Genomic DNA, 23,165 nt, shown 5'->3' on the forward strand with positions numbered 1-23,165 from the left:
CACTTCGCGCTTATTCCTGTCGGCTGCCTGATCCGGCGCAACGTTCATCCATCCACAGCGAATAGGGATTGCGCGCGCGCTGTTCGATTTGCGTCTGCCGTTCCTCAGGCCTGAAGGAAGCACTGCCCGCAGGAAGAACCGATGCCAGATCGGGCAGCTTCACGCGGCGGACCAGGACTGCGGGGCCTTGCGCCGAACCGGGCGCACCGGCAATCTGCTGCCAGCGCAAGGTGACATCCCCTTCGTGCCATCCTTGCGTGCTGATCCAGTTCGACACCCCCGGATCCTTGATCGACAGCACGTAAGTATAGCTACCATCGGCGTTCGGCCGCGACTGCCTGTTGGTCAGCGTGCTCACATTGCCGACGAAGTTGCCACTGGTCCCCCAGATATCGGACAACTGGAAGGAGAAATACTCCGCCCCGCCCAATGCGATATCGAAAACCAGCGCCTCGTCGCCAGTGATCGCGAAATATCCCATGGAGTAGGCCTGATTGGGCAACCCGCCATTGCCGTGCTGCCCCATCCAGGGCTGGACAAACATATTGGCAGGGTACTTGCGGTAAAGAGATGCCCGCCAAGCCTGCATCTTGTGCACCGTGTCCGCCACCGCTGCTGCCGCTTCTCGGGAAAGGTTCTGTGTGGAAGGAACCACGGGCCTGGGTCCGCTCATGCGCACCACATCGATATAGACCGGCTTCCCGGTAGACCAATCCGGTATCGTCTCACGCACCATGATATGATGCGCGTTGACGGGAAGCTTGAGGTCGAATTCCGCTCCCCTCCCCACCGACAGGGAAAAGCGTCCCTCGGGATCGGTTGGGATCTCCGCCTTTGCAAGGTTGGAAAGAACGGTCCCGTCCTTCGCCCAGACCGACAGATTGAGATTGGTCCCCGGATCCGTCATCTGCCCCGAAAGACGATAGGTCGCCTGCGGATCGACCGGTATGGTGCCATAGATATTGTCGGTGTTGTCCCACCCGTAGCGGGTCCCAGGTATCCGTACATCACCATGCCGGGACGGCTGGTTGATCATCATCACCATCGCAGGCGGATAGGTCGCATTGACGACGGTCTTCAGCGCGGCATTGAACACGAGTTCTTCGAGCGCCTGGGGAAAAACGGCCTCCATTTCGGAAGCCACATCCCCCCAGTACCTGCGCCATTCTTGCTCGGCCACCGCGCGCGCTTGCTGCACCTCCGGGGTGTGTAGCAAGTCCAGCGCGGCCAGCTCGGCCTTACGCTGTGCCTCGAAAGTGCGGCAAGCGGGCGATTGCGCGCCCGCCTCGGCCACCCCCGGTTGCGGACCGAGCACCGCAGCAACGGCCAGCAAGGCCCCCAAGCAGGCTTTGTGCGAAGGCTCCATTGCGATCTTCTCCCAAACCCGGGGATATCGGACAGGCTACCCAGCCCGATATCCTCGCGCATTCAGAACCGAGGGTCCGGATCGATCCGCCCAGTCGTGGGTCGCTTCCGGTTTGCCTTCAAATTCCAGCTGTCTGCTGGATCGAAGCGGTTGCCCGCGTCGATGAAGGCCCACCCTCATCCTTTACCATTTGTAGGACAGCGTACCTGTGATAGTGCGCGGTTCGTTCCAGTTGGCCGACCGGTACATGCCGAAGTCGATCCCTTGGACCTGCTTCTTTTCGTTCGTGACATTCTTGACGAAGAGCGACAGTTCCGCCTTGCCCGGCCCGATCGGGATATCCGACAAGGCAAGGCGCATGTTGAGGTTCGGCAACGAAGGTAGACCATCGAGCGCGGCGACATAGCTGCCCCCGGCATTGGGTGCGGTCAGTGATTTGTTGACCGGATAGAGGTAAGTCTTCGAAACATATGTATAGTCGGTAATCAGGTGCAGTCGGCCGTATTTGGTATCGGCCAGTTCCCCATCCAGGTTGATGTTCAACGAATGCTTCGGCGCATAGGGCGCCAAGCGATTGCTGGCCGTATCGATGAGAGGTCGACCCGGCGCGAAGCTGTTGTCGAGGAACTTCTTGAACTTGGTGTGCAGGTATCCGTACCCGACCTGCAACGACCAGCCATCCGCGATCTGCGCCGCTGCTTCGATTTCGATGCCCTGATAGATCGATTTGCCCGCGTTCGACAGGAACGACTGCGTCGATGCCGGCAGCAACTGGGTAAGTTGTTGATCGGTGATGCGGTTGCGGAAATAGGTGAGGTTCAGAGTGGCCCGGTTGTCGAACAGACGGGATTTCACGCCCAGTTCCATCGACAGGGATTTCTGCGGCTTGTAGGGATTGACCACACGCGGATCGCTCAGTTCCGAACTGAAACCGCCGCTCTTGAAGCCGCGCGCGACGCGGGCATAGAGATTGATGTCGTCCGTAATCTTGTACGACAGGGCCGCGACCGGTGTGGTGCCGTGAAACTTTGCCGAATACTCGGTGTAGGGGAAGATTTCTGACGAGAACGGACCATCGAAACCCTGCGTATTGAAGCGATGGGTCCAACCGCCCTTGCGTTCACTGGTATAGCGCAGACCGACGGTAGCGGTCAGACGCTCCAGGAACGTGTAATCGATCTGCGCATAGATCGCCTTGGCCGTGGTGTCGGACGCATATTCGCTGCGGACAGGGCCAGTTCCGAACAGGCTGAAGAGCTGCGCGCCCCGTGTCGTACCGTCATCCTTGAAATGGTAAAGCCCGACCACGTATTTCAGGTTGTTGTCCAGCGCACTGCCGATCGCCTGCAATTCGTGGCTGGTCTGCTTGTAATGCGTATCGCGATTGAAATAGGTTAGCAGCCCCCAGTTGAAGCCCGGTGATACATTGACGCTGGTCAGCGGCGATCCATCCAGATCGCCACTGTCATTGTAATGCATCGAACGGTGGCTGAAGATATACTTCAACTGAAGATTGTCGGTCGCCTCGAAGTCCAGGGTAACGGAATGTCCCTTGCTGGTCAGATTGGTGAACAGCGGGAAATCAGGATTGGTGCTGATCCGCTTCGGGCGGCTGGTCTGCACATAAGGTGTCAGTGCATTCTGGATCGCATTGCCGATGGCCGGGCCGAATACGCTGAGAAAATTGCCGCTCCAGCCCGACAACGCATACAGGCTGGTCGGGTTCGGCGTATCCCTGGTTTTCGAATAGTCGAATGCGTAATCAGCGGTTAGCCGCTCACCCAGTTCGAAACGCGCGGCGGCGCGCAACGACAGCCTGTTGGTCTTGCCGAGATCATCGGAGGTCGAGTTCTTCACCCAACCATCCTGCAGTTCCTTGCGCGCGGCCAGAGTAACGGAGACGATAGACATCTTCGGAAGATCGACCGTCGCCCCGAAGACGCGGCGGTTGTACTCGCCGAACTCCAGGTTGGCCTTGCCCTTGAACTCACCTGATGGCTTGCGAGTAACGAAGTTGATCGCGCCGCCTTCGGTGTTGCGGCCGAACAGCGTACCCTGCGGGCCGCGCAGAACTTCGACCCGTTCCAGGTCGACGATATCGAAAACGCTGCCCTGCGATTTACCGAGATAGACGCCATCGACATACATGCCCACCGGCGGATCGACCCAGATCGCGGGTTGCCCTGTGATGGAGCCGCGGATCCCGATCGTCGGGATCGAGCGCGTTCCCGGGTTGGAACGATAGAACAGGTTCGGCGCCAGGCCGCCAAGCCCTGCAGCGCTTGTCACCCCGCGCGCCTCGAGCTGCTCCGCACCGATGGCCGTAATGGCGATCGGAACGTCCAGCAGCCTTTCCTCACGCTTCTGCGCCGTGACAATGATTTCACCCAGCCCGCCAGATTTGGTTTCCGCCTTATCTTCGGAACCTGCGCGATCCTGCGCAGCGGCCAGCGCAGGAAACATGGCGAAATACAGCGCCGAACCTGCCAGAATCATCGATTTCATTGATTTCATCGACCCCTCCCATTCTCTCTTTACTTGAGAGCTTTTGCTCACTTTCCCGGGCCGCTCTCCGATCTATGTCGAAGCGGAACAGCGCGCGAGTCTGCGAATCTCGATGGACTATTGGCTATCATCGAAACGAACGGGCAGTCAATCTAATACGAAACTATGCCGTATTTTTACTTCAAGCGCACCCCCGACAACACGATCTGGACGGCCATAGCGACCGCCTCTTCCCTGGCTTGCGCATCGGGGCGCTCTTCACCTGCAAGCCAGCGCACCCCTTCGGTCGCTAGGGTAAAGAAGGTGCGGCAGACGAACGGCCCAGCCACCGGCCAGCCGAACGCCAGAAGGTATCGTCGCAATTGCGCTGCGGGCCCATTGCGCATCAGTTCGCTGACTTCGGCCATCACGGCAGGGAAGCGCCCGGATTCCGCCAGCATCAGCCGATGCAGCGCGAGGCTGCGCGGGGCGAGATGGCGATCGAGCACACCCGCGATCAGCGCCCGCACCGTCTCCTCAATCGTCGCCCCTATAGTCACCGGAATTTGCGGCCCCCAGATGTCTTCCGCTTCGCGCAAGACAACGTGCTGGAACAACGCGACCTTTGTCTCGAAATGACGGAAAAGTGTGGCCTTGCTAACTCCCGCCTGCCGCACGATCCGGTCCAGATTAGCCCCGTGAAAACCTCTCTCGAGGAATTCCTGCATGGCCGCATCGAATAGCCCTTGCAGTCTTTCGAACGGCATGCGGATCGCTGCCCGCGCCTCGGATGGTGTCGGGGCCTCAGACTCCAGGGTGAGCGCCAGCACATCCTTGATCGACACCGCAGGCGCCGTGCGATAGCCATTAAGGAACAAATGCGTGGCCGCACGAGCGATCTTCCGCGCTTCCGCATCGGACGGCTTGGCATATCCGTTCAGGTAACGGCTGCCGTCCACCACGCAGCTGACGAAACGGAAGGCAAGCAGTTCGGGATTGGTCGACACAATCACACCACGCTCGATAAGCTCGGCGAAATAGGATGTCAGAAGATCGGACACCGCGATCCAGGCGTGCTGCAGATCCATGGACAGTGTCGGCAGTTCTCGCTCTGCGGTGATGGTGGCCCGATAGAGGCCACTCCCTTCCCGGCCAATCACAATCGACAGATAGCTGTACGCATAGTTGCAGAGCACCTCCGTCAGATCACTTCCCTTGATCCTGACACACGACAGCGACACACGCATCCGGTTGAGCGCCTGCTCTACGACAGCCGCGAAAAGCGCATCCTTGCTGGGAAACAACTCGTAATAGCTATTCTTTCCGACCCGCGCCTCGCGAGCGATCCGGTCGACGCTGGTCGCCCACACCCCGTGCGTCAGGAATTGCTCCTCCGCCGCATTGATGATGCGCTCGACGGCCGGGGGGGAAGCTTTCAGTTTGGGCACGCACAGGATCCAGATGCTCTTAAACGAAACCGAAGCCTAACCGGTGTCCGCTCGCCTGTAGAGACCCTCGAAAAATAAAACGATTGAGTTTCGAAAATTCCGTACACGGCCGGTAGCCTGTGTCAGCTTTAGCAATTAGTTGGGGAACCACACATAGAGCGTCACCCCCATACAGACGACCTCGGGCGAAGAGTGGAAATAACCGGAACGGATTGGCTGGTTTGCGAGGACGGGGCATCGCCTCGCCTTACGCCCCCTCATTCAAGAAATCGGTGCAATCCTTCTGACAGCACCTCGTGGCTCCATAGCGGCTCGATGTAACCAGTCTGTGGCCAAAACGGCTCCCCAAGGTGATGGCAAGCCGATTCCAGATCAAATCTCAGTGCGTTCCGACAACGTCAGTGCATCGTCGATATCGACACCGAGATATCGCACCGTGTTTTCGATGTTCGTATGATCGTGCCGTCATCCCAGGGCGTGTTCCCACACGTCCCGGGATGCGGCCATCATGGCTTAGCTTACTTGCTGGCTTCGGATTCAGCCTTCTGCTCCTGTGTTGCCGTCTGCTGGATCTGGCTTTGGGTCATGGCTGACATCACGGCATTGCCGCTGGCCGAGAAGTTGCTGGCCGGAAGGAGCGCGCTCGTGTCGTCCATCTTGACCAATATTTGCTGCACTTCGCCGTGGCCATTGACAAAGAGTTGGCGCACCTTGCCGATGCGCTCACCGTCCGGCGCGAGCACCGGCATGCCACGTGTAACCTGGAAACTGCCCTCGCTCGTACCCTTCATATTACCCGAACCGGTGACGGAACCAGGCCATCCGGTGTCACCCGAACCCGATACGCTGCCCGAGCCCGAAAGTGCGTCGGTCAGGCTGCCGGTAAGGCGGCCAGCGAGCGCACCGCTACCCGCACCACCCATGGTACCCTGAGCCGACTCGACGCCGCTGCGACTGGTTTCACGGGCCGATCGCCCTGCGCTGCGTGCAGCATCGGTGCCGAGCAACTGGGCGTCGAGACTGCTCGCACTGCTGCTACTCGCATTACCCAAGGCCTCGCCTGTAATCACCTGAGTGGGTGTGCTGACTGCTGTTGAAAGATCACCGCCACCCGAAGCACGGGTGCTGCGGTCCATGTGAACCTGACCAGTACGACGATTGATAGACTGATTTCCGCTCGTCGAGCCCTCACCGCGAAGCGTACCGCCGGCCGATGAGCGAACAGAGTCAAGCGTGGAGTCCACCGAGCCGGTGCCGCCCAGCGTACCACCGAACGCCCCTCCCAGTCCCCCTCCAAAACCACCGCCCAGCAATTGGGCATGGGCAGGAGCGCCTGAGAGCATCAGGGCCGTAGTCATGATGATGATGATCTTACGCATTTGGCTATCCTTTTCTCGATTTGGTGAAGCGCGTGTGACTTCTGACGGGAAAACGATGACCGACCGCGATATAATCCGTACGGTCGCGCAATTTACTTGGAGCGTCGACAGGAACCACACAAAAGACCCCGCCCATAGAGCATGTCCGGTCCCTTGCGCCCCAGATCGATCGCTTCGCGATCAAGCGCTGCGGTAATACTGGTGACGTTGTCGTTCGCCAGCGTCGCTGCCACTCGTGCGGCGACTAGTGGCGCGGCATAGGAGGTGCCGCGCACACGGATCCACTTTCCCTCGGCGTTTGCCGCCACCATGTCAGCCCCAGGCCCGGCATAATCTAGGTGCAGTGCCTTGCCTGCCTCGATCAGCGCACGATTGCGGCCGTCCACTCCTGTCACCGCGATGACACCGGGATAGGAAGCAGGATAGGCCGGTGGTGCGGCCGGGCCATCATTTCCGACAGGGGCCACCACAAGCACACCACGCCGGCGTGCGGCGGCAATGGCCTGTCCGAGCAGAGGGTTGTTCGGTCCCACCAAACTGATGCAGATGACCCGCACCCGCAAGCTGATCAGCCAGTTGACTGCCCGGCTAATGGCAAGCGCGTTCCCTCCGGTGGGGTCTGCTCCATAGACGTCGGCCGCTGCTATATTTCGCACCCCGGCGCTGCGTAGCAAGGATGCGGCAGCACTCCCGTGGTCGCTCGCACGCGGCGCGCCCTGAACGAAGCCACGAACAGGTCCTGCCGCAGTCGCCGGTCCGACACCGCCATCGATCAATCCGACCTGGGTGGCGATCCCTGGCATGACGGAGGGGCTTTTCTCTGCCCCGGCAGAGGCCGAACCGCCGGCAGGCAGGTGAATGCTGTCGGTGGCAATGTTCGCCTGGGGCAGAAGTTTGTACAGGGCCTGCTCTGCACGAACCAGCGACATGCCTTTCGGCACTCCGAGACGGGCGACTCCGATGTCCAGCTCATCCAGCGTCTCACGTCCAAGCAGCGTGAAGCCGGCGTCCTGAGCCGCCATAAGGTCGGTATGGGCGGGATCGAGCAACAGCAGTTCGCCTTTGCGAGCAGGTTCGCCCGCATTGTCGAACTCGATGCTGTCCCGGTTACGGCGCACCAGTTCGCTCAGCCGTGACACGCGCTGTTCGGCAAGTTTCGTTGCATCGGTGGTAAGCTGCGAGGTTTGCTCGAGCGGTTCGAGCGTGCGGTCCACAGTGCCCAGGACATCGCCCACGGCTCCTCCCAACGGCGGTACGCTCAGTTGCGCCAAAGCAGGAACAGTACCCGCCGAAGCCAGGAACATCAGGATCGCAAGGCTGATGCGCATCGGTCTTTTTCCAAAATTCTTCCAGAACTATGGATTAAACGAAGCCGCTTGTCCGTTTAATCCGGCAAGAAAGGTAACGACGCTGACGCAGGACTTCCAACAAGGCATTCTGACGCTGCTTCCGCGCTTGCGGCGGTTTGCCGTCGGGCTTGCCCGTAATCCGGCCGATGCGGACGACCTGTGTCAGGTAACAATCGAGCATGCTTTGCGCAGTCGCCATCAGTGGCTGCCAGACTCACGCCTCGATAGCTGGATGTATCGGATCATGCGCAATCTCTGGATTGATGAGACAAGAGCGGCGGCCCGGCGGAGCAAAACTTTTGTCGAGGAAGAACAAGGTCTCTCGGTCGGTGCAAACGGTGCGCAAGAAGCAAGGCTCGAACTCAATGACATTGGCCGCGCCCTGACAAAGTTGCCCAACGAACAACGTGAAGCGGTGCTCCTGGTGATGGTAGAGGGCTATTCCTACAAGGAGGCCGCCGGGATCGTCGGTTGTCCCGTAGGAACGCTGAACTCACGTCTCGTGCGCGGCCGCGATGCCATGCTCGCCATTCTGGGAGACATGGCATGACAATCTTACCTGAACTGCTGGCGGCCTATGCCGATGGCGAACTCGATGACGAAACCACACGCAAGGTCGAGGCAACGATTGCCCGCGATCCTGGGCTCCAAGCCAACCTCGTGGCGCACCATGCGCTGCGAGCGCGGCTGGTTGCACACTTCGCTCCGATCGCTGAGCAGCCGGTACCTGACCGGCTGCTACAGGCCATCACGAAGAACGGAGACGAGAGGCCCAATGTGATTGATTTCGCTGCACGGGCGCGCAATCGCCGCACACCGGTCATACGGGCGCGATGGGCGCGCATGGCCGGTCCGGCGCTCGCAGCCTCGCTGATCCTGATCTTGATCGTCTTCGGTTTGCAACCGGCTGACAGTCCCTATGCACAAGGCGACATTGCTCGGGCGCTCGATAGCCAACTGGCATCCACACAGAAAACCGGTGCCCGGGTTCGTATCCTGCTCAGTTTTCAGGACAAGCAGGGGCAATACTGCCGTGGATTCACGACAGAGGGACGTGCCGGCATCGCTTGCCGTGATGCCGGAGGCTGGCGCCTGCTCAAGACTTTCGATGGTCGCAAAGCCGATGACACCGAATATCGTCAGGCGGGCAATCCGGATATGGCGGTCATGACCGTGATCCAAAGAATGGCGGCGGGAGAAGCTCTGGATGCTTTTGAAGAGGAGCAAGCCGCCCGCAACGATTGGCGGGCCCTGCGCCAGCATTGAAGCTGCCGTTGCGCTACCATTTTCAAAGGCGGTTATCGATGAACGACCGAGAGCTTCCCGAAGCGAAAAACTATCCCATGATGTCCAGGATTCGATGATGGAAATAGCGCAGCAAAGGTTCTCCTACCGGACGGCTTCCTGGGGTGAGCTGGCGGTTTCCGGTGCGCTTGTCCGCTCGGAGTGTCAGCGATGCGGCCTGCAGCATCACGTCAATCCACTCATCAACGCCTTATGTTTTGGCACTGCCACATCGCCAATTAACACGTTGGCCAAATGCACAGTGGTTGGGTGCGATGGCATGATTTTCTACCTGGCCTTGCCTCCCGAAGGCGGTGAATGGATTGCCTTGCTCCGAGGCGACAAGAAGTAAATCCGACTTGGTCTTTGCAATCCCAATATTTCCAGTTTTGGCTTGGGCAATAGATCTGACAAAGCTATCTTTGCGAGATGACAGGCAATATCCCGTCTCCTTACGCACCCTGTACGAATATTGGCAGCGAACAGCGGACCAAACCTGTTCCACCACAGCCGCACGGTTTCATGACACAGGTCTATCCCCCGCTCGAACAGCAGATCCTCGACATTCCGCAGCGATAGCGGAAACCTCACATAGAGCATCACCACCATCCGGATCACCTCCGGCGAGGAGTGGAAATACCGGAACGGATTGGCTGGTTTGCGAGGACGGGGCATCGCCCCGCCCTACCCTGCAACCATCTCTCAGCCAATCGGTGCAATCTTTTTGACAGAACCCTCCAGCGGGATGGGACGATGATGGGCAAACGGAACCGTAAGATAATCCGTCTCGTTCTCGCGTCGGAGCATCAGCCTGTCTCCGGGATGGTAAGCAATCTCATGGCCTAGCGCGCCACGCTCACAAATAGCAGTGTTGCGGGCGGATTGCCGATCGCGGTGAGACCGGATCGTCCTCGTTAATCGTGTGTTTCGCTATCAATCGCTATTCACGACAAATGATATTGGGAGAAACATGCCGTGAAGAAGATGCTTGCCGTTATTACGCTCGCTGCCGTCGCTTTGCCAACGGCTCCCGCCCTTGCTGATCCGCCGCCCTGGGCTCCGGCGCACGGCAAACGCGCCAAAGATCGCGGTCTCTACGACAGCTACGGGCGCTATTACGAACCGCGGCTAATTTCACGTAGTGATCGTATATGGCGCGGCGATGACGGACGTTACCATTGCCGGCGCAACAACGGTACGACCGGGCTGATCATCGGCGCTGCCGTCGGAGCACTCGTTGGACGCGAACTCGATGGAGGGCGCGACCGAACCGTCGGTACGATCATCGGCGCCGCGGGCGGCGGTTTGCTTGGGCGCGCAATCGATCGCGGCGAACTCAAATGCCGCTAAAGCCTGAAATTTAGTTCTTCTGTTCCGCCTCGTGACAATCGAGTCGCCGTCCCGGAAAATCGGTTCGCGCCGCAGGCAACATCAGCAATGTTGCTCCCAGAAGGATCGCGCCCAGAAATGCGGCCGGAACTAACCTTGTTGGACGAATATTCCCTCGCAGCGCGCCCTCTCCCGTTTTGTCCAACCATCACGATCGCCTCTCACGGAGGACCTACAGAGCTACTACAGAGCTACTACAAGCACTTTCCTTCATCATGCACTCCGTTTAGCTATCTTTGGCCTGCATCTGGGCGATAACCAAACGTAGTGCAGAGACTGCGGATCATCTTGTCGAGCCGGACACGTCCTTCAATCAAATGGGCCCGTGCGATGATCACGCTGCGCATGCCATGCGCCGCCGAAGATTTGACGTGCACCTGCTCGTAGAAGCCGGTTCGCGCTAACTGTGGGAGGCCGGCGGCATCGCGAGGGTCGGTCCTGTTCGCTTTCATTGCCTTCGGGCTTTGGTACGCTTGGTGGGCATCAATGCACACCGCAGGGATACCCAGTTCGCAGGTCTAGACAGATTGCCAGCAACATTTGTCCTGTTTCGATTACTGCCCGCGCGATCGGACGGTATCATCCGAGCAGCCCGGCGATAAACATGCCGCCCGACGATTATTGCTTGATCAGCTGCACGCCATTAATTGTTCCTACCTTGCACAATCGTCAAACAGCGTTGGGACGTCCTTCAACGAAGATTGATGCTGATCTTCCTAATAATCCCTGTAAAGCGGCTGTCGGCTATCGTGTAATCGCCATTTACGGGCGTAATCGTATCGCTGCCGATGTCGAAGCCTTCGGTATGTGACATCCACCCTTGAACGGTGCGCTCAATCCGGCCACTCCCGACCACCTTGCCATCAATGCTGATCGTCAGGGTTCCGCCAGAGCCTGGCATAGGTTTGTCGGCCTCGAAGTCGGCACGCACGGTGTGGGTGCCTGCAGGGATGCTCGCTCGCGCCCTAATGGTGAACTGGTCAGAGCCAACTGCATTGTAGTGGAATGTCGGCACGCCGTCCCTTAGATAGAAGGCGTAGCCGCCAAACCGCCCGCCCTGCGTCACCAGCACTCCGCGCGCATCGTCACCCACCTCGATATTGGCATTAATGGTAAAAGACTTGCCGATCGTGTGCGGCGCCGCGTCCTCGTTCAAATGGGTGAGCGGCGCGTTGTAGGTAAAGCTAGTGCGGTTGCCGCCGAGGGTCGGGCGGCCTTCTGCTCCTTCGGAATAGTCGTGGATCGGCAGGATGTGGTTCACCGCCGCCTCTTTCCAGAACAGGTCCTGCATCTCCTTGAGCTTTGCAGGGTTGCTGGCGGCCAGATCGTGCGCAGTGGTGAAGTCCTTGTCGAGGTTGAACAGCGTCCATTTGCGGTTTTCAGGTCCGACGGTAAGCTTTCGATCTTGGCCTGCGCCCACTTCCCAGGCCATGCGCTTGGGAAGTGTCCCGGCAATCCAACCATCGTGGTAGATGCCGAAGTTTTCCATCATCTCGTAGATTTGGGTGTGGCGCCGCGACGGCACCTTCGGTGAAGTGAATGAATACGCCAGGCTGATGCCGTCGATCGGCTGCTGTTTGACGCCATCCACGATATCGGGCGCCTTGACCCCGGCAGCTTCGAGGATGGTGGGCGCAATATCACTGACATGGGCATATTGGTTTCGGAAAGTGCCTCCGTCCTTGATCCGCGCGGGCCAAGAAACCACCATACCGTTACGGACACCGCCTGTCTGCGAGGCGATCTGCTTCCACCACGGATAGGGGCTGTTCATCGCCCAGGCCCACGCCGCAGGAAAATGATTGTAGACGTTCGGGCCGCCGATGTCGTCGTAATGTGATACGAGCTCGGCGAAAGTTTCCTTGCGACCGGTAATCGAGGACTGCTCGAACGCTAGGCCCTGCAGCCCCCCTTCGGCGCTGGAGCCGTTGTCGCCTTGGATGAAGATGATCATGGTGTTGTCGTAATGCCCGCTATCGCGAAGAGACTGGATAAGGCGTCCGGTCTCATAATCGGAATAGGCGACCGTCGCGGCAAAGGCCTCCATAAGCCGTGCATAAACCTTGCGGTGTTCTGCATCTAGTGAGTCCCATGCTGGCAGCGAGTCCGGGCGAGGTGACAACGCCGCGTCCTTCGGGATCAGCCCCATCGCCTTCTGCCGCTCGAACGTCTCTTCGCGCACCTTGTCCCAGCCCTGGTCGAACTTGCCCTTGAACTTATCGAGCCACTCCTTGGGCGCGTGATGCGGGGTATGGGCCGCCGCGGGCGCATAATACATGAAGAAGGGCTTGTGCGGAGCGCTGGCACGCTGGCGCTGCAGCCAGGCGATGGCGCGATTGGCGATGTCGCGCTCGAAGTGATAGCCGGGCTGTGCTGGCTGATTGACCGGTCTCTCGTTCTCCACAAGATTGGGGTTCCACAACGACGTGTCGGCGGAAAGAAAGCCATAGAAATACTCAAAGCCGAGGCCTGTCGGCCAGCGATCAAACGGCCCGGCCGGGCTCATTTCCCATTCGGGCGTGATATGCCCCTTACCCAACATCGCCGTGTTGTAGCCCGCCTTTTTGAGCACTTCAGCCACTGTCGCGGCGCTCTTGGGTATCACACTGGTATAGCCGTCGTACCCTGTAGGCACATTGGCCACATTGCCCATGTTGACATTGTGCGGCATCCGCCCAGTCAGCAGCGATGCGCGGGTGGGCGAACACAGGGCAGCGGTATTGAAGCGGCTGTAGCGCAGGCCCTGCTGTGCCAGCGCGTCGAAAGTGGGCGTCGGGACGGAACCACCGAACGCGCTGGTCACGCCGTAGCCGATATCGTCCGTCATGATCAGAAGCACGTTAGGGGCACCCTTGGGCGCAGTAGGCTCGCTCGGCCATCGCGGCGCGTGGGTCGTCTCCACCGTCCGACCTACAGTATCGGTAGCGATCTGCGCCAGGCCTTGAGAAGAACAGACGAGGGTCGATGTGGCAAGCAGCGCGGCCAATGTCTGCGAGGGCTTGGTCATGATGCTATCCTTGAGAAAAAGGTGGGTCTGCGCTTAGGACGCAGACCCTAAAGGGAGGTTCTTGAAAAATATCAGTACCGGAAGGTTACCTGCGCTTGCAGGGTGCGCGGGATGCTGGCGTAACCGGTCTGGTCAGCGACTATCCCGATGTTTGTGCCGGTGCCCGAGCCGGTGTTCGGCGTATCGACACCACCGATCGCATACCAGCGGTTGGTCAGGTTCTTGCCGATCACCTGGAACTGCCAATGTTCGTCCGCCGTTGTGAAGGACAAGGAGGCATCGAGGGAGACGTAGCGATTCTGCCGGGTGTAAGGGTTACCGAACGCTGTCGCGAGGTAGCTGCCGCTGTATCGTGCATCGACACCAAAGTTGAACTTCGCGCCGTTTTCTAGAAGCGCTTCATAGGAGACGCCAAGATTGCCAGTCCAGTCCGGGGCGTTCGCAGTCGGCAGCCCCTTCAGGTTCTGGCGATTGGCCGCGGCGTCGGTCACCGGGTTGAATGGGCGGGAGGCGTCGGTTGCGGAAACGTAGACAAGATTACACCCCTGCGATCTGGTCTGGCCCGCCCAGCAGGGCGCACCGGGAGCATCACCATAACGGGCATGGTTGTAGTTCACGCTGCCATGCAGATCGAACCCGGGCAGCGCGCGTGGCGCAAACTGGAATTCCAGCTCAACGCCTTTGGTCCGAGCCGAGCCTGCGTTGATGGTGGTAAAGGCGAATGTGTCTGAGCGGAAGAAGTCCAACTGCAGATTGCTGTATTTGAAGTTATAGCCGGTAAGGTTCAGGCGCAGCTGGCGATCGAACAGCATCGTCTTGATGCCGGCTTCGAAGCCCCGTGCCTTTTCCGGACCGAACTCGAAGTCGGACAAAGTGGCCGAGCGGCTGTAGATGCCGGAATTGGAAAAGCCGCCGGATTTGTATGCTGTCTTGTATGCCCCGTAGACGGTGACATCCTGAATCGGCTTCCAGGTGACGGTGGCCTCGGGCGACCAGTCCTCAAAGCTCTGGTTCGAACGCAATGTCACGCCCGGCAGGAAGATGCCCTGCTCAACGCGGATGGGGTGCGAATACGGTTCGATGAAATAGCTGTTCTTACGTTCCGAGGTATATCGGACACCACCTGCGATTTCGATGTTGGCGATCGGTCGCACAATAAGCTGTCCGAACAGCGCAAAAGTCCGCCCCTTAGTCTGCGAGTCCTTCTGGTTCGCAAGGTAGCGGCGATAAGCAGGAGTCGCCTGACTATTCTCGAGGCCGCCCGAGACAGTCCAAGCGTCATAGTCGCGCTTGGTGGACTGATAGTATCCCCCCAGCATCGCGTCCCAGAAACTGCCAGTGCTCGTCTGAGCCCTCACTTCCTGCGAAAACGCGTGGAAGCTGGAATCCTCGGTCGCAAAAACGCCGGGTGCGCCGGCACGGGAAACGCCGTCAGCGTCGAACTGGAAGGTGTTACGATTCCAGTTGTAGTTAGTGACCGAGGAGATCGTCAAATCCTTCAGCGTCCATGCGAGGCCGAGGTTGATCGCCCAGGACTTGTACTGGTTGCCCTGGTGGCCATCCGCATTGGCGAAAGGCTGCGTCGCGGCGATGTCGATCGGGGTGCGATTGGCCGAAGACTCGAAGCGTCGGCGGCAAGGGATCGCCGGGTTGGCCGCGAGTGCACCTGTCGGACAGTAATAGACAACTGCACCTGCGGAAGGATTGTTATTGTCGTTGATCCCGTAGTTGGCCTTGAGCGTCGCGGTCAGCGTGTCGGTCGGCTCCCATTTTAGAGTGGCGCGGATGTAGGCTTCCTTTGCACGGCCATCGCCTGCGGGTCCCGAGGTATGGATCGTCGTGCCCCCCGGCACCGCCGTAGAGGTGCGGTCAATCGTCGGATAAGGCTGGGGGGTACCTAATTGCCGGTAATATCCGTCGAACTGCTTGCTCGCGCGCCCTGCTATGCGGATACCGAGGGTTTCGCTGAGCGGGGTGGATACGATCGCTTCCCCATAGACCTGCTTGGCGGCAAATTCGTAACCTGCACGGCCGACCACTTCCAGCTTGTCGCCGGGGTCGGCAGTGGTGATCGAGACGACGCCCGCTGTCGCGTTCTTGCCAAAGAACAGCGCCTGCGGGCCTTTGAGAATTTCCAGGCGGCCAAGGTCAAAGAAGCCTTCGTTGATCGTGCGCCCTTGCCCGTAGTAGGCGCCATCCACGATAACCGCAACGGATTGCTCCAGCCCGATGGAGGTGGTGTTCGAGCCGATGCCGCGAAGCACCAGCGTTGCACCCGAACCCGACGGCGTGCGGCCAATCGAGAATGACGGAGTGGTCGCGGCCACGCGCTCCAGATTCGAAAGATCGTACTGCTGTATCCGCTCGGCGCTAAGGGCAACGACAGACACAGGTACATTCTGTGTCGTTTCCTGCCGCTTGCGGGCAGTGACTATGATGTCGTTGATGCCCCCTTCCTGCGCGCCCTCCTGCGCAAGCGCTACGGGCGCCTGCCCCAGCGCACCCCCCATGGAAGCGCATAACAGAGTCGCTCGCAATACAGCGCTACGGCGAGAGGGCATGGCCCGGTACTCACGAGTCATCGGCATTTTCTCCCATGTTTTTCTTGTGGACCGCCCCGTTGCGCGGCCTGATAATTAAAACATATGCGTTATTCTCTCAAACGCACCTGTTTTAATTATCAGGCCGCGCCGGACATCCTGATCGCGTAAATGCACTGCAAGGGAGTACCCATGCTGCGCCAACTGGAATTTGCGCGGAGTTCGTGTAGGAAACGGGAGGTGACACAGTCCCCCTCCCAGTTTGCCGACGACGCGAAGATCCGCATCATCGCCGCTGCCGAATCTCTTTACGCCGCACGATCAATCGAGAGCGTGTCCTTTCGCGAGATTGCGCAGGCTGCAGGCAATCGCAACACCAATGCCGTGCAATACCATTTCGGCAACCGCGAGACCTTGGTGCAGGCGATCTTCGCCTGGCGCGTGTGGCAGATGGAGGAGGTACGCGGCGCTGCCCTCGACAAGGCGGAGCGCGAAGGGCGGGAGCTCGACCTGCCACTGCTCTTCCGCATCCTGTGTGAACCTCTGCTCGACCTGGTCGATGCAGAAGGCCGCCACACTTACGCAGCTTTCATGAGCCGATACCTGATGCTGCAGCGCCCGGCCGGCGTTCCCCATCCGGGCGACAACCGACCGGACCTCAATCACAATCTGCGACGCATCCTCAACCGCATCAACAGCATCGTCGGAACGGAAGACCTTTATCTGGGGGATTATCGCATCGCGCTGGGCTATCTCGTCGTCACCAACATGCTGGTCCTGTCCGACAACGAGGGGCTGTCGAAGCGCGATCCGGAACGGTTCCGTCGCCGCTTTGAGGTAGCTCTCGACATGGGCGTAGCAGCAGTTGCAAGGAGCTGTGGCCGCTAGAGCAAGCCCGTAATACCAACTAAGAAAGATTCATTGGCTATCATTTTGGCACTCAAATTAACAGGAGCCATACCCCGTAGACGATGATCTTCGATTACGAAGGCCTCATGCAGAGAGTACGAGATGGCGTAGCACCCGCGTCGATGAGCTCCGAGGGTGAAAGATGAGGCAGGAATCTGCACATGACTGACATCACAGAGCCTGCAGGGATGATCTACCTTGCTGCTGGTATTTTCTCCATGCGTTCCGATCGTTTCTATCGGGCAAAGCGCCGGGCCGCAAAGTTCAGGTCGATCCTTTCTGGATCGACGAAACGCCTGTCATCAGCCGGGAGTTCGCTCACTTCGTCGCGGAGACTGGCTATGTGACGGTGGCCGAAATCGCCCCCGATACCAAGGACTATCTCGATATGCTTGAAGGTATGGACCGACCGGGAGCACTTGTGTTCAAAAGACCCCAGCCCTGTCGACCTGAGCCAGCCGACAAACTGGTGGCAGTTCGCAATCGGCGCAGACTGGTGCAACCCCTTGGGCGACGGCAGCGATCTCGATCTACTGGATTAGTGGGATCACCCGTCGTCTATGTCGCCTAATCTCGCTGACTAACGGCATGCTGTCCATGATGCGAATGTATGCTGGTTTCGCCAACATAGCGGTCATTCTGTGGCTTAGATTAGTCCACCGATACCTGCCGTACATTCATAGCATGTGAATGGCGTGAACTGGGCCGGTGGCGGACTGGCAGCTTAGGGACGTCAAACCCGATAAGCGGACGCTCCTTTTTGGAGCCTGGAAGCCCTCAAGTCGAAGGGTGGGTACCGGGGGTAATGCGTGACGGCGATACAAAGGCACTTGTGCTTTAGTTATCAGCGATCGAATAAGAAGGCCCGGGCGCTTCAGCATCTAGAGCGCGTACCGGAAGGCATGCAAGTTTTCTTACAAAATAGAGATCTTGAAATCGAGGGCGGTGACAGGCTGTGGAGCGTTGGGCTAGGCCGTAGACTCATAAGCCCGCAACCACAGCCGCATTGAGGCGAGTTGGACCATGGCGAGGAAGTTTTCGGCCAGCTTGTCGTAGCGGGTAGCAACCCGGCGGAAGTGCTTCAGCTTGGAGAAGAAGCGTTCGATGAGGTTCCGCTCGCGATAGAGCCAAGTGCTGAAATACGGTTTTGATCGGCGGTTGGACTTGGGCGGGATATTGGCGAACGCGCCCCTTTCGCGGAGAGACGCCCGGATGCGGTCGGCATCATATGCCTTATCGGCCATCACTATCGTTCCGGCACCAACATGGTCGAGCAAACCGTCAGCAGCTTGGCCGTCATGGCTTTGCCCAGCGGTCAGGCTCAGTCGGATCGGGAGACCTTGCCCATCGACGACCGCGTGGATTTTGGTTGAAAGTCCGCCTCGGGAACGACCGAGACAATGATCTCGATCCCCCTTTTTGCGGTCGCGGCCTGTTGGTGCGCGCGAACCGAAGTGCTGTCGATCATCTGGATTTCGCCATCGTGAGCGACGGTGATGGCATCCATCATCCGATCCCACACACCCGCTTTTCGCCATCGCACGAAGCGGTTGTAGCAGGTGGTGCGCGGACCATAGCGTTCGGGAAGGTCGCGCCAAGGAACACCAGAGCGCAGCACCCAGAAGATGCCGTTCAAGACGCGGCGGTCATCGACACGTGGAACGCCTCTTGGTTTGTTGGGCAAAAGTGGCTCGATCACGCGCCACTCGAAATCGGTTAGGTCATATCGGCTCATGCCAATGCTGAATCAGACATCGACCGGCAGTGAAAGCGATTTGCGTACCTCAGTCAGAATGATGCTTTGCGCGATACCGCTCCAGCCAGTGGATGCGGCTTTCGAACGACTTGCAGAGTTGGCTTGTCGGCGCAATTTTCAGACGCGTCCGGTAGCGGTCAATCCCCTCATCCAGTTCGACCAGGCTCAGCTTGGCCAAACCTTCCTCATGATCGATGACGCCGCTGCGCTTGCCCATGCGTTTAGAGCTAAAGGGATGCCCACGCCCGCGCAACTTTTATGGGTTCACGACCTAGTATTTCCGGCGGATTTTCTTTTTGAGGAGGTACGTCGATGAAGCGGAAGCGGTTTTCTACGGAGCAGATCGTAGCGGTGTTGAAGCAGGCAGAATTGGGCTTGCCGGTGGCGGATCTGATCCGCCAGGTGGGGATCACCGAGCAGACATTTTACCGCTGGAAGCGGCAGTATGGGGGGCTGGAATCGGATCAGGTCCGCGAACTCAAACAGGTCGTTGAGGAAAATGCGCGCCTGAAGAAGCTGGTTGCAGAGCTGAGCCTCGATAAGGCGGTGCTGCAGGACGTTCTGTCAAAAAAGTTTCCCGGCCGGCGCTCATGAAGGAAGTTGTAGCCTATGTCGTGTCGTCACACGGCTACAGCGAGCGCCGGGCCTGTCAGGTGACGCGGCAACACCGTTCGACCCAGCGCAAGCCCAGCACGCGAGATCCGCACACCGCGCTACGCCAGCGCATGCACGAGATTGTCGCCACGCGGATCCGCTACGGCTATCGACGCGTGCATGTCATGCTCAGGCGTGAAGGCTGGCAGGTTGGTCGCAACGTCGTCTATCGGCTCTACCGCGAAGAGGGCCTGACGCTGCGAACGAAGCGGCCGCGTCGGCGCAAGATGGTCGTGCACCGGCAGGCACGATGCCAGCCCCAACGTCCCAACGAGGCGTGGAGCCTGGACTTTGTCCATGACCAGTTGAGCAATGGCCAGAAGTTCCGGATGCTGACGGTGGTTGATGTGTTCAGCCGTGAGGCGCTGGCAATCGAGGTGGGCCAGCGGCTGCGCGGTGAGCATGTCGTCGAGGTCCTCAACCGCCTGACGTATCAGCGCGGTGCGCCGAAATACCTGTTTGCGGACAATGGCGCTGAGTTTACCGGTCATCTCGTCGATCTATGGGCGTATCATCATGGCGTTCGGATCGACTTCAGCCGTCCCGGCAAGCCGACGGACAATGCGCATATCGAGACGTTCAACGGGTCGCTGCGCGACGAATGTCTCAACGTTCACTGGTTCGCCTCGCTGGCCGAGGCAAAGCGGCTGATCGAGGCTTGGAGGAGGGACTACAACGTTAGTCGTCCTCACATGGCCCTTTGCAATTTGACGCCGGCGGAATACCTTGCCGGATCAGGATATTGCCTGGCCCCGATCGGGGCCAGGCAAGCCGGAAACTAACCATGGATCTGGACCATCAATCCCAAGCGCTTCAATGGGTTCACGACCTAACTCTGCAACCGGACCACTTTTGCCGTGTCACCTCAACCCCGCAAAGCCTCATCTTGTCAGCAGGTGCGTTTGCGTTGAAACTACCCAATGGAGAGAATGGTTTGCGAGGACGAGGCATCGCCCCGCCCTACGCATGCTCGCTCATTCGAACAATCGGTGCGTTTGCTTTGACGCCACCCACCGGTGCATTTGCTCTAACAGTGCCGCTCGTCATCCAATTCATTTAAGCCCGCCATCCGTATCCATCAGACGATCCCAAAAACGGAAATAGAGACCGAAATTGCGGCTATAAAAGCGATGATGAACCTCGTGATGCGTTGCCGATATTAGCCAGTTGCCAATTTTCCCGCGCACAAGGCTTTGCGGCAGAATTTCCCATCCGGCATGGTTGGCCGCTCCCATAAGCGTCATGATCGCCAACACAGCCCCGACCACCGCGATGTGAAGGGGCAGAACGAACACGATAATTGGCACGAAGATGGCGCCGGTCACCGCTTCGAGGGGATGAAATGCCATCGCCGCCCAAGCGGTTGGCGGTCGGCTTTTGTGGTGCACAGCATGGACTAATTTAAACAGCCGCGGACGGTGCATCAGCCGATGGGTCCAGTAAAACCAGCTGTCATGGAAAAGCAGAACCAAGATGAGGGATAGCGGTATCCACCAAACATCTCTCGGCTGAAGTTCGGTGTAAATCTTCGTCCAGCCATGCGCATGCCAACCCCAAGCGGCGATCGCAGCGGGAACCGCGTAGATGAGTGAACTCACACTCGACCATGCCACTTCATGGCGCATCTGCCGGGACAACCCTTTGTGCAGGCCGGGACGGCGCTTCTCGCCAATCCAAACGAAAACACCGCTGACCACAAGATAGCGCACGAAAATGATCAATGTCATCGTTGAGCAGGCAGCCGCCAATCCAAGCCATGCCGCCGTTGCCATCAGTGTACTCGGCTGACAGCGAACCGCGTCAAATCTCGAAGTGAGGAAGCTTTGGATCCGAAATCTTCCAACGCATCGTGGCAGGCATTTTCCAGTTTGCGCGCTTGTTCCTGCGCCCCTTGAAACCCCAGCAAGGACGTGACGCTACGGCGCCCCGATACGGCATCCTTGCCCACGGCTTTTCCTAGCACCGCGGCATCTCCGCGCTCATCCAGCATGTCGTCGCGAATCTGGAACACGAGGCCAAGATTTTCCGCAAATCGTTTCAGCGTTGCCCGATCCGCGCCACTGCTGTTCCCAAGCATTGCGCCGCCCTCCACCGCGAAACGGATAAGAGCGCCCGTTTTGCGTGCTTCGCACTGGAAAACATCTTCTTTGGTAGGGTTTTGAGGGGGATAGAGGTCCATCATCTGGCCGCCCGCCAAGCCGTCCTGGCCAAGAGCTTGCGCCAAAGCGAGGACGAGATTGGCGCGCACGTCCGCGCTGGGATGCGTGTCCTTTCCAGCGAGAATTTCAAACGCCAGCGCGAGCAGAGCGTCACCGGCAAGGATGGCGGTTGCCTCGTCGAACTTCCGGTGCAGCGCCAGTTTCCCCCGGCGCAAATCATCATCATCCATGCAAGGCAGATCATCGTGCACGAGGGATTGGGCGTGCACGCATTCGATGGCTGCCGCCACCCGGATTGCGTGCTGATAAGCGCCACCGACAAGCTCGCTGACAGCGACGACCAGCGACGAACGAAAGCGTTTCCCGCCCCCCATCGCCGCATAACGCATGGCATCGGCAAGCTGATGGTTCCGCCCCTCGTCCCGCCCAATTGCGCGATTGATCTCTTGCTCCACATCGTTACGGACCTGCGATATCCGCTGGTCGAACTCTACCGGGAACTGCGCGGCGTCCAATCCAGCCAGCGCGACGGGGCGGAAGCGGACCTGCTCACCGCGTCCGGCGCGCGTCTCTATCGCATAGCCCCAAGCTTCCAGTCGGTCGCACACGTCCTTAACGGCGTGGTCGGGCGTGGACGCGGCGGCGGTGATGCCAATTGTGTTGGCCGCGCGAAGTATCGCTTCCTCTGGCAGGGTCGCTGCATCCTGCACAAGCATGGCCTGCGCGCAGCCTGCATCGCGCGCAACCTCCACCAGACGGCGTGCGTTGGATGACGTTGGGTCACCAATTACCAGCACCAGATCGCATTCGCTTGCGAAGCTCGCCAAAGCCTCCTGCCGGTTCGTGGTGGCGTAGCAAATATCGCTCGACCGAGGGCCAGCAACGTCAGCGAAACGCGTATGGATTGCTGCGATCAAACCGGCGGCATCGCGAACGGAAAAGGTTGTCTGAACCGCGTAAGCCACGGCTGTGTTGGATGGCAGTTCCAGCGCCTCCAGATCATCGCATGTCGAAATGACGGAAATCGCCCCTTGTGGCACCTGGCCGAGCGTTCCGACAATTTCGGGATGACCAATATGGCCGATCAGCAGGATGTGCCGCCCCGAATTGTACCAATTTTCCACTTCATGGTGGACTTTGGCCACCAAGGGGCAAATGGCATCCGCAATCCGCAAGTTGCGGACCTGCCCTCTCGTTTTGACGGCACGCGCGCTCCCATGGGCGGAGAGAATTACGATCGCGCCGTCTGGAACCTCGTCCAACTCCTGGACGAAAATCGCCCCCTTGGCTTCCAGATCGCGCACTACATGGGCGTTGTGAACAATGGCGCGGCGCACATAGACGGGGGCACCGAATTTCGTCAGGGCGGTTTCAACCGCATCGATCGCTCGCACAACACCCGCGCAAAATCCGCGCGGCGTTGCGAGAATTACGCGCCGCG

Annotated in this window: 19 protein-coding genes and 1 pseudogene; 8 read left to right on the forward strand and 12 right to left on the reverse strand. The window is 59.1% G+C overall.

All coding sequences use genetic code 11. The features are described 5' to 3' along the window. Positions 1–10: 10 nt before the first annotated feature. From K5X80_RS13350 to K5X80_RS13370, 5 genes are all read right to left on the reverse strand, one after another. Complete coding sequence (locus tag K5X80_RS13350) at positions 11–1,366, reverse strand: hypothetical protein (protein ID WP_222558210.1); 1,356 nt, start codon at positions 1,364–1,366, stop codon at positions 11–13. Between the two features lie 183 nt (positions 1,367–1,549). Further along, positions 1,550–3,880: a TonB-dependent receptor gene (locus tag K5X80_RS13355; RefSeq protein WP_222558211.1), complete on the reverse strand. Its 2,331-nt coding sequence runs from the start codon at positions 3,878–3,880 to the stop codon at positions 1,550–1,552. Positions 3,881–4,047: 167 nt separating this feature from the next. Beyond that, entirely contained in the window at positions 4,048–5,298 is a 1,251-nt protein-coding gene (locus K5X80_RS13360) for a TetR/AcrR family transcriptional regulator (RefSeq protein ID WP_222558212.1), read from the reverse strand. Between the two features lie 518 nt (positions 5,299–5,816). Then, the gene (locus tag K5X80_RS13365) at positions 5,817–6,677 is read right to left on the reverse strand and encodes a hypothetical protein (RefSeq protein ID WP_222558213.1); all 861 of its coding nucleotides are present in this window, start codon (positions 6,675–6,677) and stop codon (positions 5,817–5,819) included. Positions 6,678–6,769: 92 nt separating this feature from the next. Further along, on the reverse strand, positions 6,770–8,005 hold the full coding sequence (locus K5X80_RS13370; RefSeq protein WP_222558214.1) for a S8 family serine peptidase: 1,236 nt from the start codon (positions 8,003–8,005) through the stop codon (positions 6,770–6,772). On the opposite strand from K5X80_RS13370, the gene K5X80_RS13375 reads away from it, so the two are divergent. The 3 genes from K5X80_RS13375 (at position 7,998) to K5X80_RS13385 (ending at position 9,662) form a co-directional block, all read left to right on the forward strand. Then, positions 7,998–8,576, forward strand: coding sequence for an RNA polymerase sigma factor (locus K5X80_RS13375; RefSeq protein ID WP_222558215.1), 579 nt, complete (start codon positions 7,998–8,000; stop codon positions 8,574–8,576). The genes K5X80_RS13370 and K5X80_RS13375 overlap by 8 nt on opposite strands. Then, positions 8,573–9,292, forward strand: coding sequence for an anti-sigma factor family protein (locus K5X80_RS13380; RefSeq protein ID WP_222558216.1), 720 nt, complete (start codon positions 8,573–8,575; stop codon positions 9,290–9,292). The genes K5X80_RS13375 and K5X80_RS13380 overlap by 4 nt, the downstream gene beginning before the upstream one ends. Before the next feature lie 97 nt (positions 9,293–9,389). Continuing rightward, positions 9,390–9,662 carry a hypothetical protein gene (locus K5X80_RS13385; protein WP_222558217.1) on the forward strand — a complete coding sequence of 91 codons (273 nt, stop codon included), beginning with the start codon at positions 9,390–9,392 and terminating at the stop codon, positions 9,660–9,662. A 113-nt stretch (positions 9,663–9,775) separates the two neighbouring features. Here K5X80_RS13385 and K5X80_RS17315 read toward each other — a convergent pair. Then, positions 9,776–9,919, reverse strand: a pseudogene (locus K5X80_RS17315) (IS6 family transposase); the annotation flags it as partial. 375 nt (positions 9,920–10,294) lie between these two features. Here K5X80_RS17315 and K5X80_RS13390 point away from each other — a divergent pair. Then, positions 10,295–10,660, forward strand: a complete 366-nt coding sequence (locus tag K5X80_RS13390; protein WP_222560464.1) for a glycine zipper 2TM domain-containing protein — start codon at positions 10,295–10,297, stop codon at positions 10,658–10,660. 730 nt (positions 10,661–11,390) lie between these two features. On the opposite strand, the gene K5X80_RS13395 is transcribed toward K5X80_RS13390, so the two are convergent. Further along, positions 11,391–13,706, reverse strand: a complete 2,316-nt coding sequence (locus tag K5X80_RS13395) for an arylsulfatase (RefSeq protein WP_222558218.1) — start codon at positions 13,704–13,706, stop codon at positions 11,391–11,393. 71 nt (positions 13,707–13,777) lie between these two features. Then, positions 13,778–16,216 carry a TonB-dependent receptor gene (locus tag K5X80_RS13400; protein ID WP_222558219.1) on the reverse strand — a complete coding sequence of 813 codons (2,439 nt, stop codon included), beginning with the start codon at positions 16,214–16,216 and terminating at the stop codon, positions 13,778–13,780. 222 nt (positions 16,217–16,438) lie between these two features. On the opposite strand from K5X80_RS13400, the gene K5X80_RS13405 reads away from it, so the two are divergent. From K5X80_RS13405 to K5X80_RS17320, 3 genes are all read left to right on the forward strand, one after another. Further along, a complete protein-coding gene (locus K5X80_RS13405) occupies positions 16,439–17,134 on the forward strand; it encodes a TetR/AcrR family transcriptional regulator (RefSeq protein WP_222558220.1) in 696 nt (231 codons plus the stop codon). A gap of 182 nt (positions 17,135–17,316) precedes the next feature. Further along, positions 17,317–17,502, forward strand: a complete 186-nt coding sequence (locus K5X80_RS17110; RefSeq protein WP_261390538.1) for a hypothetical protein — start codon at positions 17,317–17,319, stop codon at positions 17,500–17,502. Next, on the forward strand, positions 17,439–17,726 hold the full coding sequence (locus K5X80_RS17320) for a hypothetical protein (protein WP_502778661.1): 288 nt from the start codon (positions 17,439–17,441) through the stop codon (positions 17,724–17,726). Before K5X80_RS17110 ends, K5X80_RS17320 begins: the two co-directional genes overlap by 64 nt. A gap of 397 nt (positions 17,727–18,123) precedes the next feature. Here K5X80_RS17320 and K5X80_RS13415 read toward each other — a convergent pair. Together K5X80_RS13415 and K5X80_RS13420 are read right to left on the reverse strand one after the other, a co-directional pair. Continuing rightward, positions 18,124–18,890 (reverse strand): IS5 family transposase gene (locus tag K5X80_RS13415; RefSeq protein WP_222558221.1). Its coding sequence is split into 2 segments (ribosomal slippage): positions 18,124–18,578 and positions 18,578–18,890, totalling 768 coding nucleotides; the frame shifts between segments, so codons are not numbered across the junction. A gap of 49 nt (positions 18,891–18,939) precedes the next feature. After that, positions 18,940–19,128: a hypothetical protein gene (locus K5X80_RS13420; RefSeq protein WP_156453956.1), complete on the reverse strand. Its 189-nt coding sequence runs from the start codon at positions 19,126–19,128 to the stop codon at positions 18,940–18,942. 95 nt (positions 19,129–19,223) lie between these two features. On the opposite strand from K5X80_RS13420, the gene K5X80_RS13425 reads away from it, so the two are divergent. Next, positions 19,224–20,347 (forward strand): IS3 family transposase gene (locus K5X80_RS13425; protein ID WP_222558222.1). Its coding sequence is split into 2 segments (ribosomal slippage): positions 19,224–19,476 and positions 19,476–20,347, totalling 1,125 coding nucleotides; the frame shifts between segments, so codons are not numbered across the junction. Between the two features lie 270 nt (positions 20,348–20,617). Here K5X80_RS13425 and K5X80_RS13430 read toward each other — a convergent pair. Then, positions 20,618–21,337 (reverse strand): sterol desaturase family protein, encoded by a 720-nt coding sequence (locus tag K5X80_RS13430; RefSeq protein WP_222558223.1) that lies wholly within the window; start codon positions 21,335–21,337, stop codon positions 20,618–20,620. Next, positions 21,337–23,118: a 4-hydroxy-3-methylbut-2-enyl diphosphate reductase gene (ispH, locus tag K5X80_RS13435; RefSeq protein WP_283249175.1), complete on the reverse strand. Its 1,782-nt coding sequence runs from the start codon at positions 23,116–23,118 to the stop codon at positions 21,337–21,339. The genes K5X80_RS13430 and ispH overlap by 1 nt, the downstream gene beginning before the upstream one ends. Positions 23,119–23,165 lie beyond the last annotated feature (47 nt).

It is taken from the genome of Caenibius sp. WL (assembly GCF_019803445.1).
Taxonomy (GTDB): domain Bacteria; phylum Pseudomonadota; class Alphaproteobacteria; order Sphingomonadales; family Sphingomonadaceae; genus Caenibius.

Excerpts from the sequence above, each read along its gene's own strand:
- K5X80_RS13400 (WP_222558219.1), bottom strand. The coding sequence starts at position 16,216 with ATGGGGGGTGCGCTGGGGCAGGCGCCCGTAGCGCTTGCGCAGGAGGGC.
- K5X80_RS13375 (WP_222558215.1), top strand. The coding sequence starts at position 7,998 with ATGCGCATCGGTCTTTTTCCAAAATTCTTCCAGAACTATGGATTAAAC.
- K5X80_RS13385 (WP_222558217.1), top strand. The coding sequence starts at position 9,390 with ATGGAAATAGCGCAGCAAAGGTTCTCCTACCGGACGGCTTCCTGGGGT.
- K5X80_RS13405 (WP_222558220.1), top strand. The coding sequence starts at position 16,439 with ATGCTGCGCCAACTGGAATTTGCGCGGAGTTCGTGTAGGAAACGGGAG.
- K5X80_RS17110 (WP_261390538.1), top strand. The coding sequence starts at position 17,317 with ATGACTGACATCACAGAGCCTGCAGGGATGATCTACCTTGCTGCTGGT.
- K5X80_RS13365 (WP_222558213.1), bottom strand. The coding sequence starts at position 6,677 with ATGCGTAAGATCATCATCATCATGACTACGGCCCTGATGCTCTCAGGC.
- K5X80_RS13430 (WP_222558223.1), bottom strand. The coding sequence starts at position 21,337 with ATGGCAACGGCGGCATGGCTTGGATTGGCGGCTGCCTGCTCAACGATG.
- K5X80_RS13370 (WP_222558214.1), bottom strand. The coding sequence starts at position 8,005 with ATGCGCATCAGCCTTGCGATCCTGATGTTCCTGGCTTCGGCGGGTACT.
- K5X80_RS13390 (WP_222560464.1), top strand. The coding sequence starts at position 10,295 with ATGCTTGCCGTTATTACGCTCGCTGCCGTCGCTTTGCCAACGGCTCCC.
- K5X80_RS13350 (WP_222558210.1), bottom strand. The coding sequence starts at position 1,366 with ATGGAGCCTTCGCACAAAGCCTGCTTGGGGGCCTTGCTGGCCGTTGCT.
- K5X80_RS13355 (WP_222558211.1), bottom strand. The coding sequence starts at position 3,880 with ATGAAATCAATGAAATCGATGATTCTGGCAGGTTCGGCGCTGTATTTC.
- K5X80_RS13380 (WP_222558216.1), top strand. The coding sequence starts at position 8,573 with ATGACAATCTTACCTGAACTGCTGGCGGCCTATGCCGATGGCGAACTC.
- K5X80_RS13420 (WP_156453956.1), bottom strand. The coding sequence starts at position 19,128 with ATGGGCAAGCGCAGCGGCGTCATCGATCATGAGGAAGGTTTGGCCAAG.
- K5X80_RS13395 (WP_222558218.1), bottom strand. The coding sequence starts at position 13,706 with ATGACCAAGCCCTCGCAGACATTGGCCGCGCTGCTTGCCACATCGACC.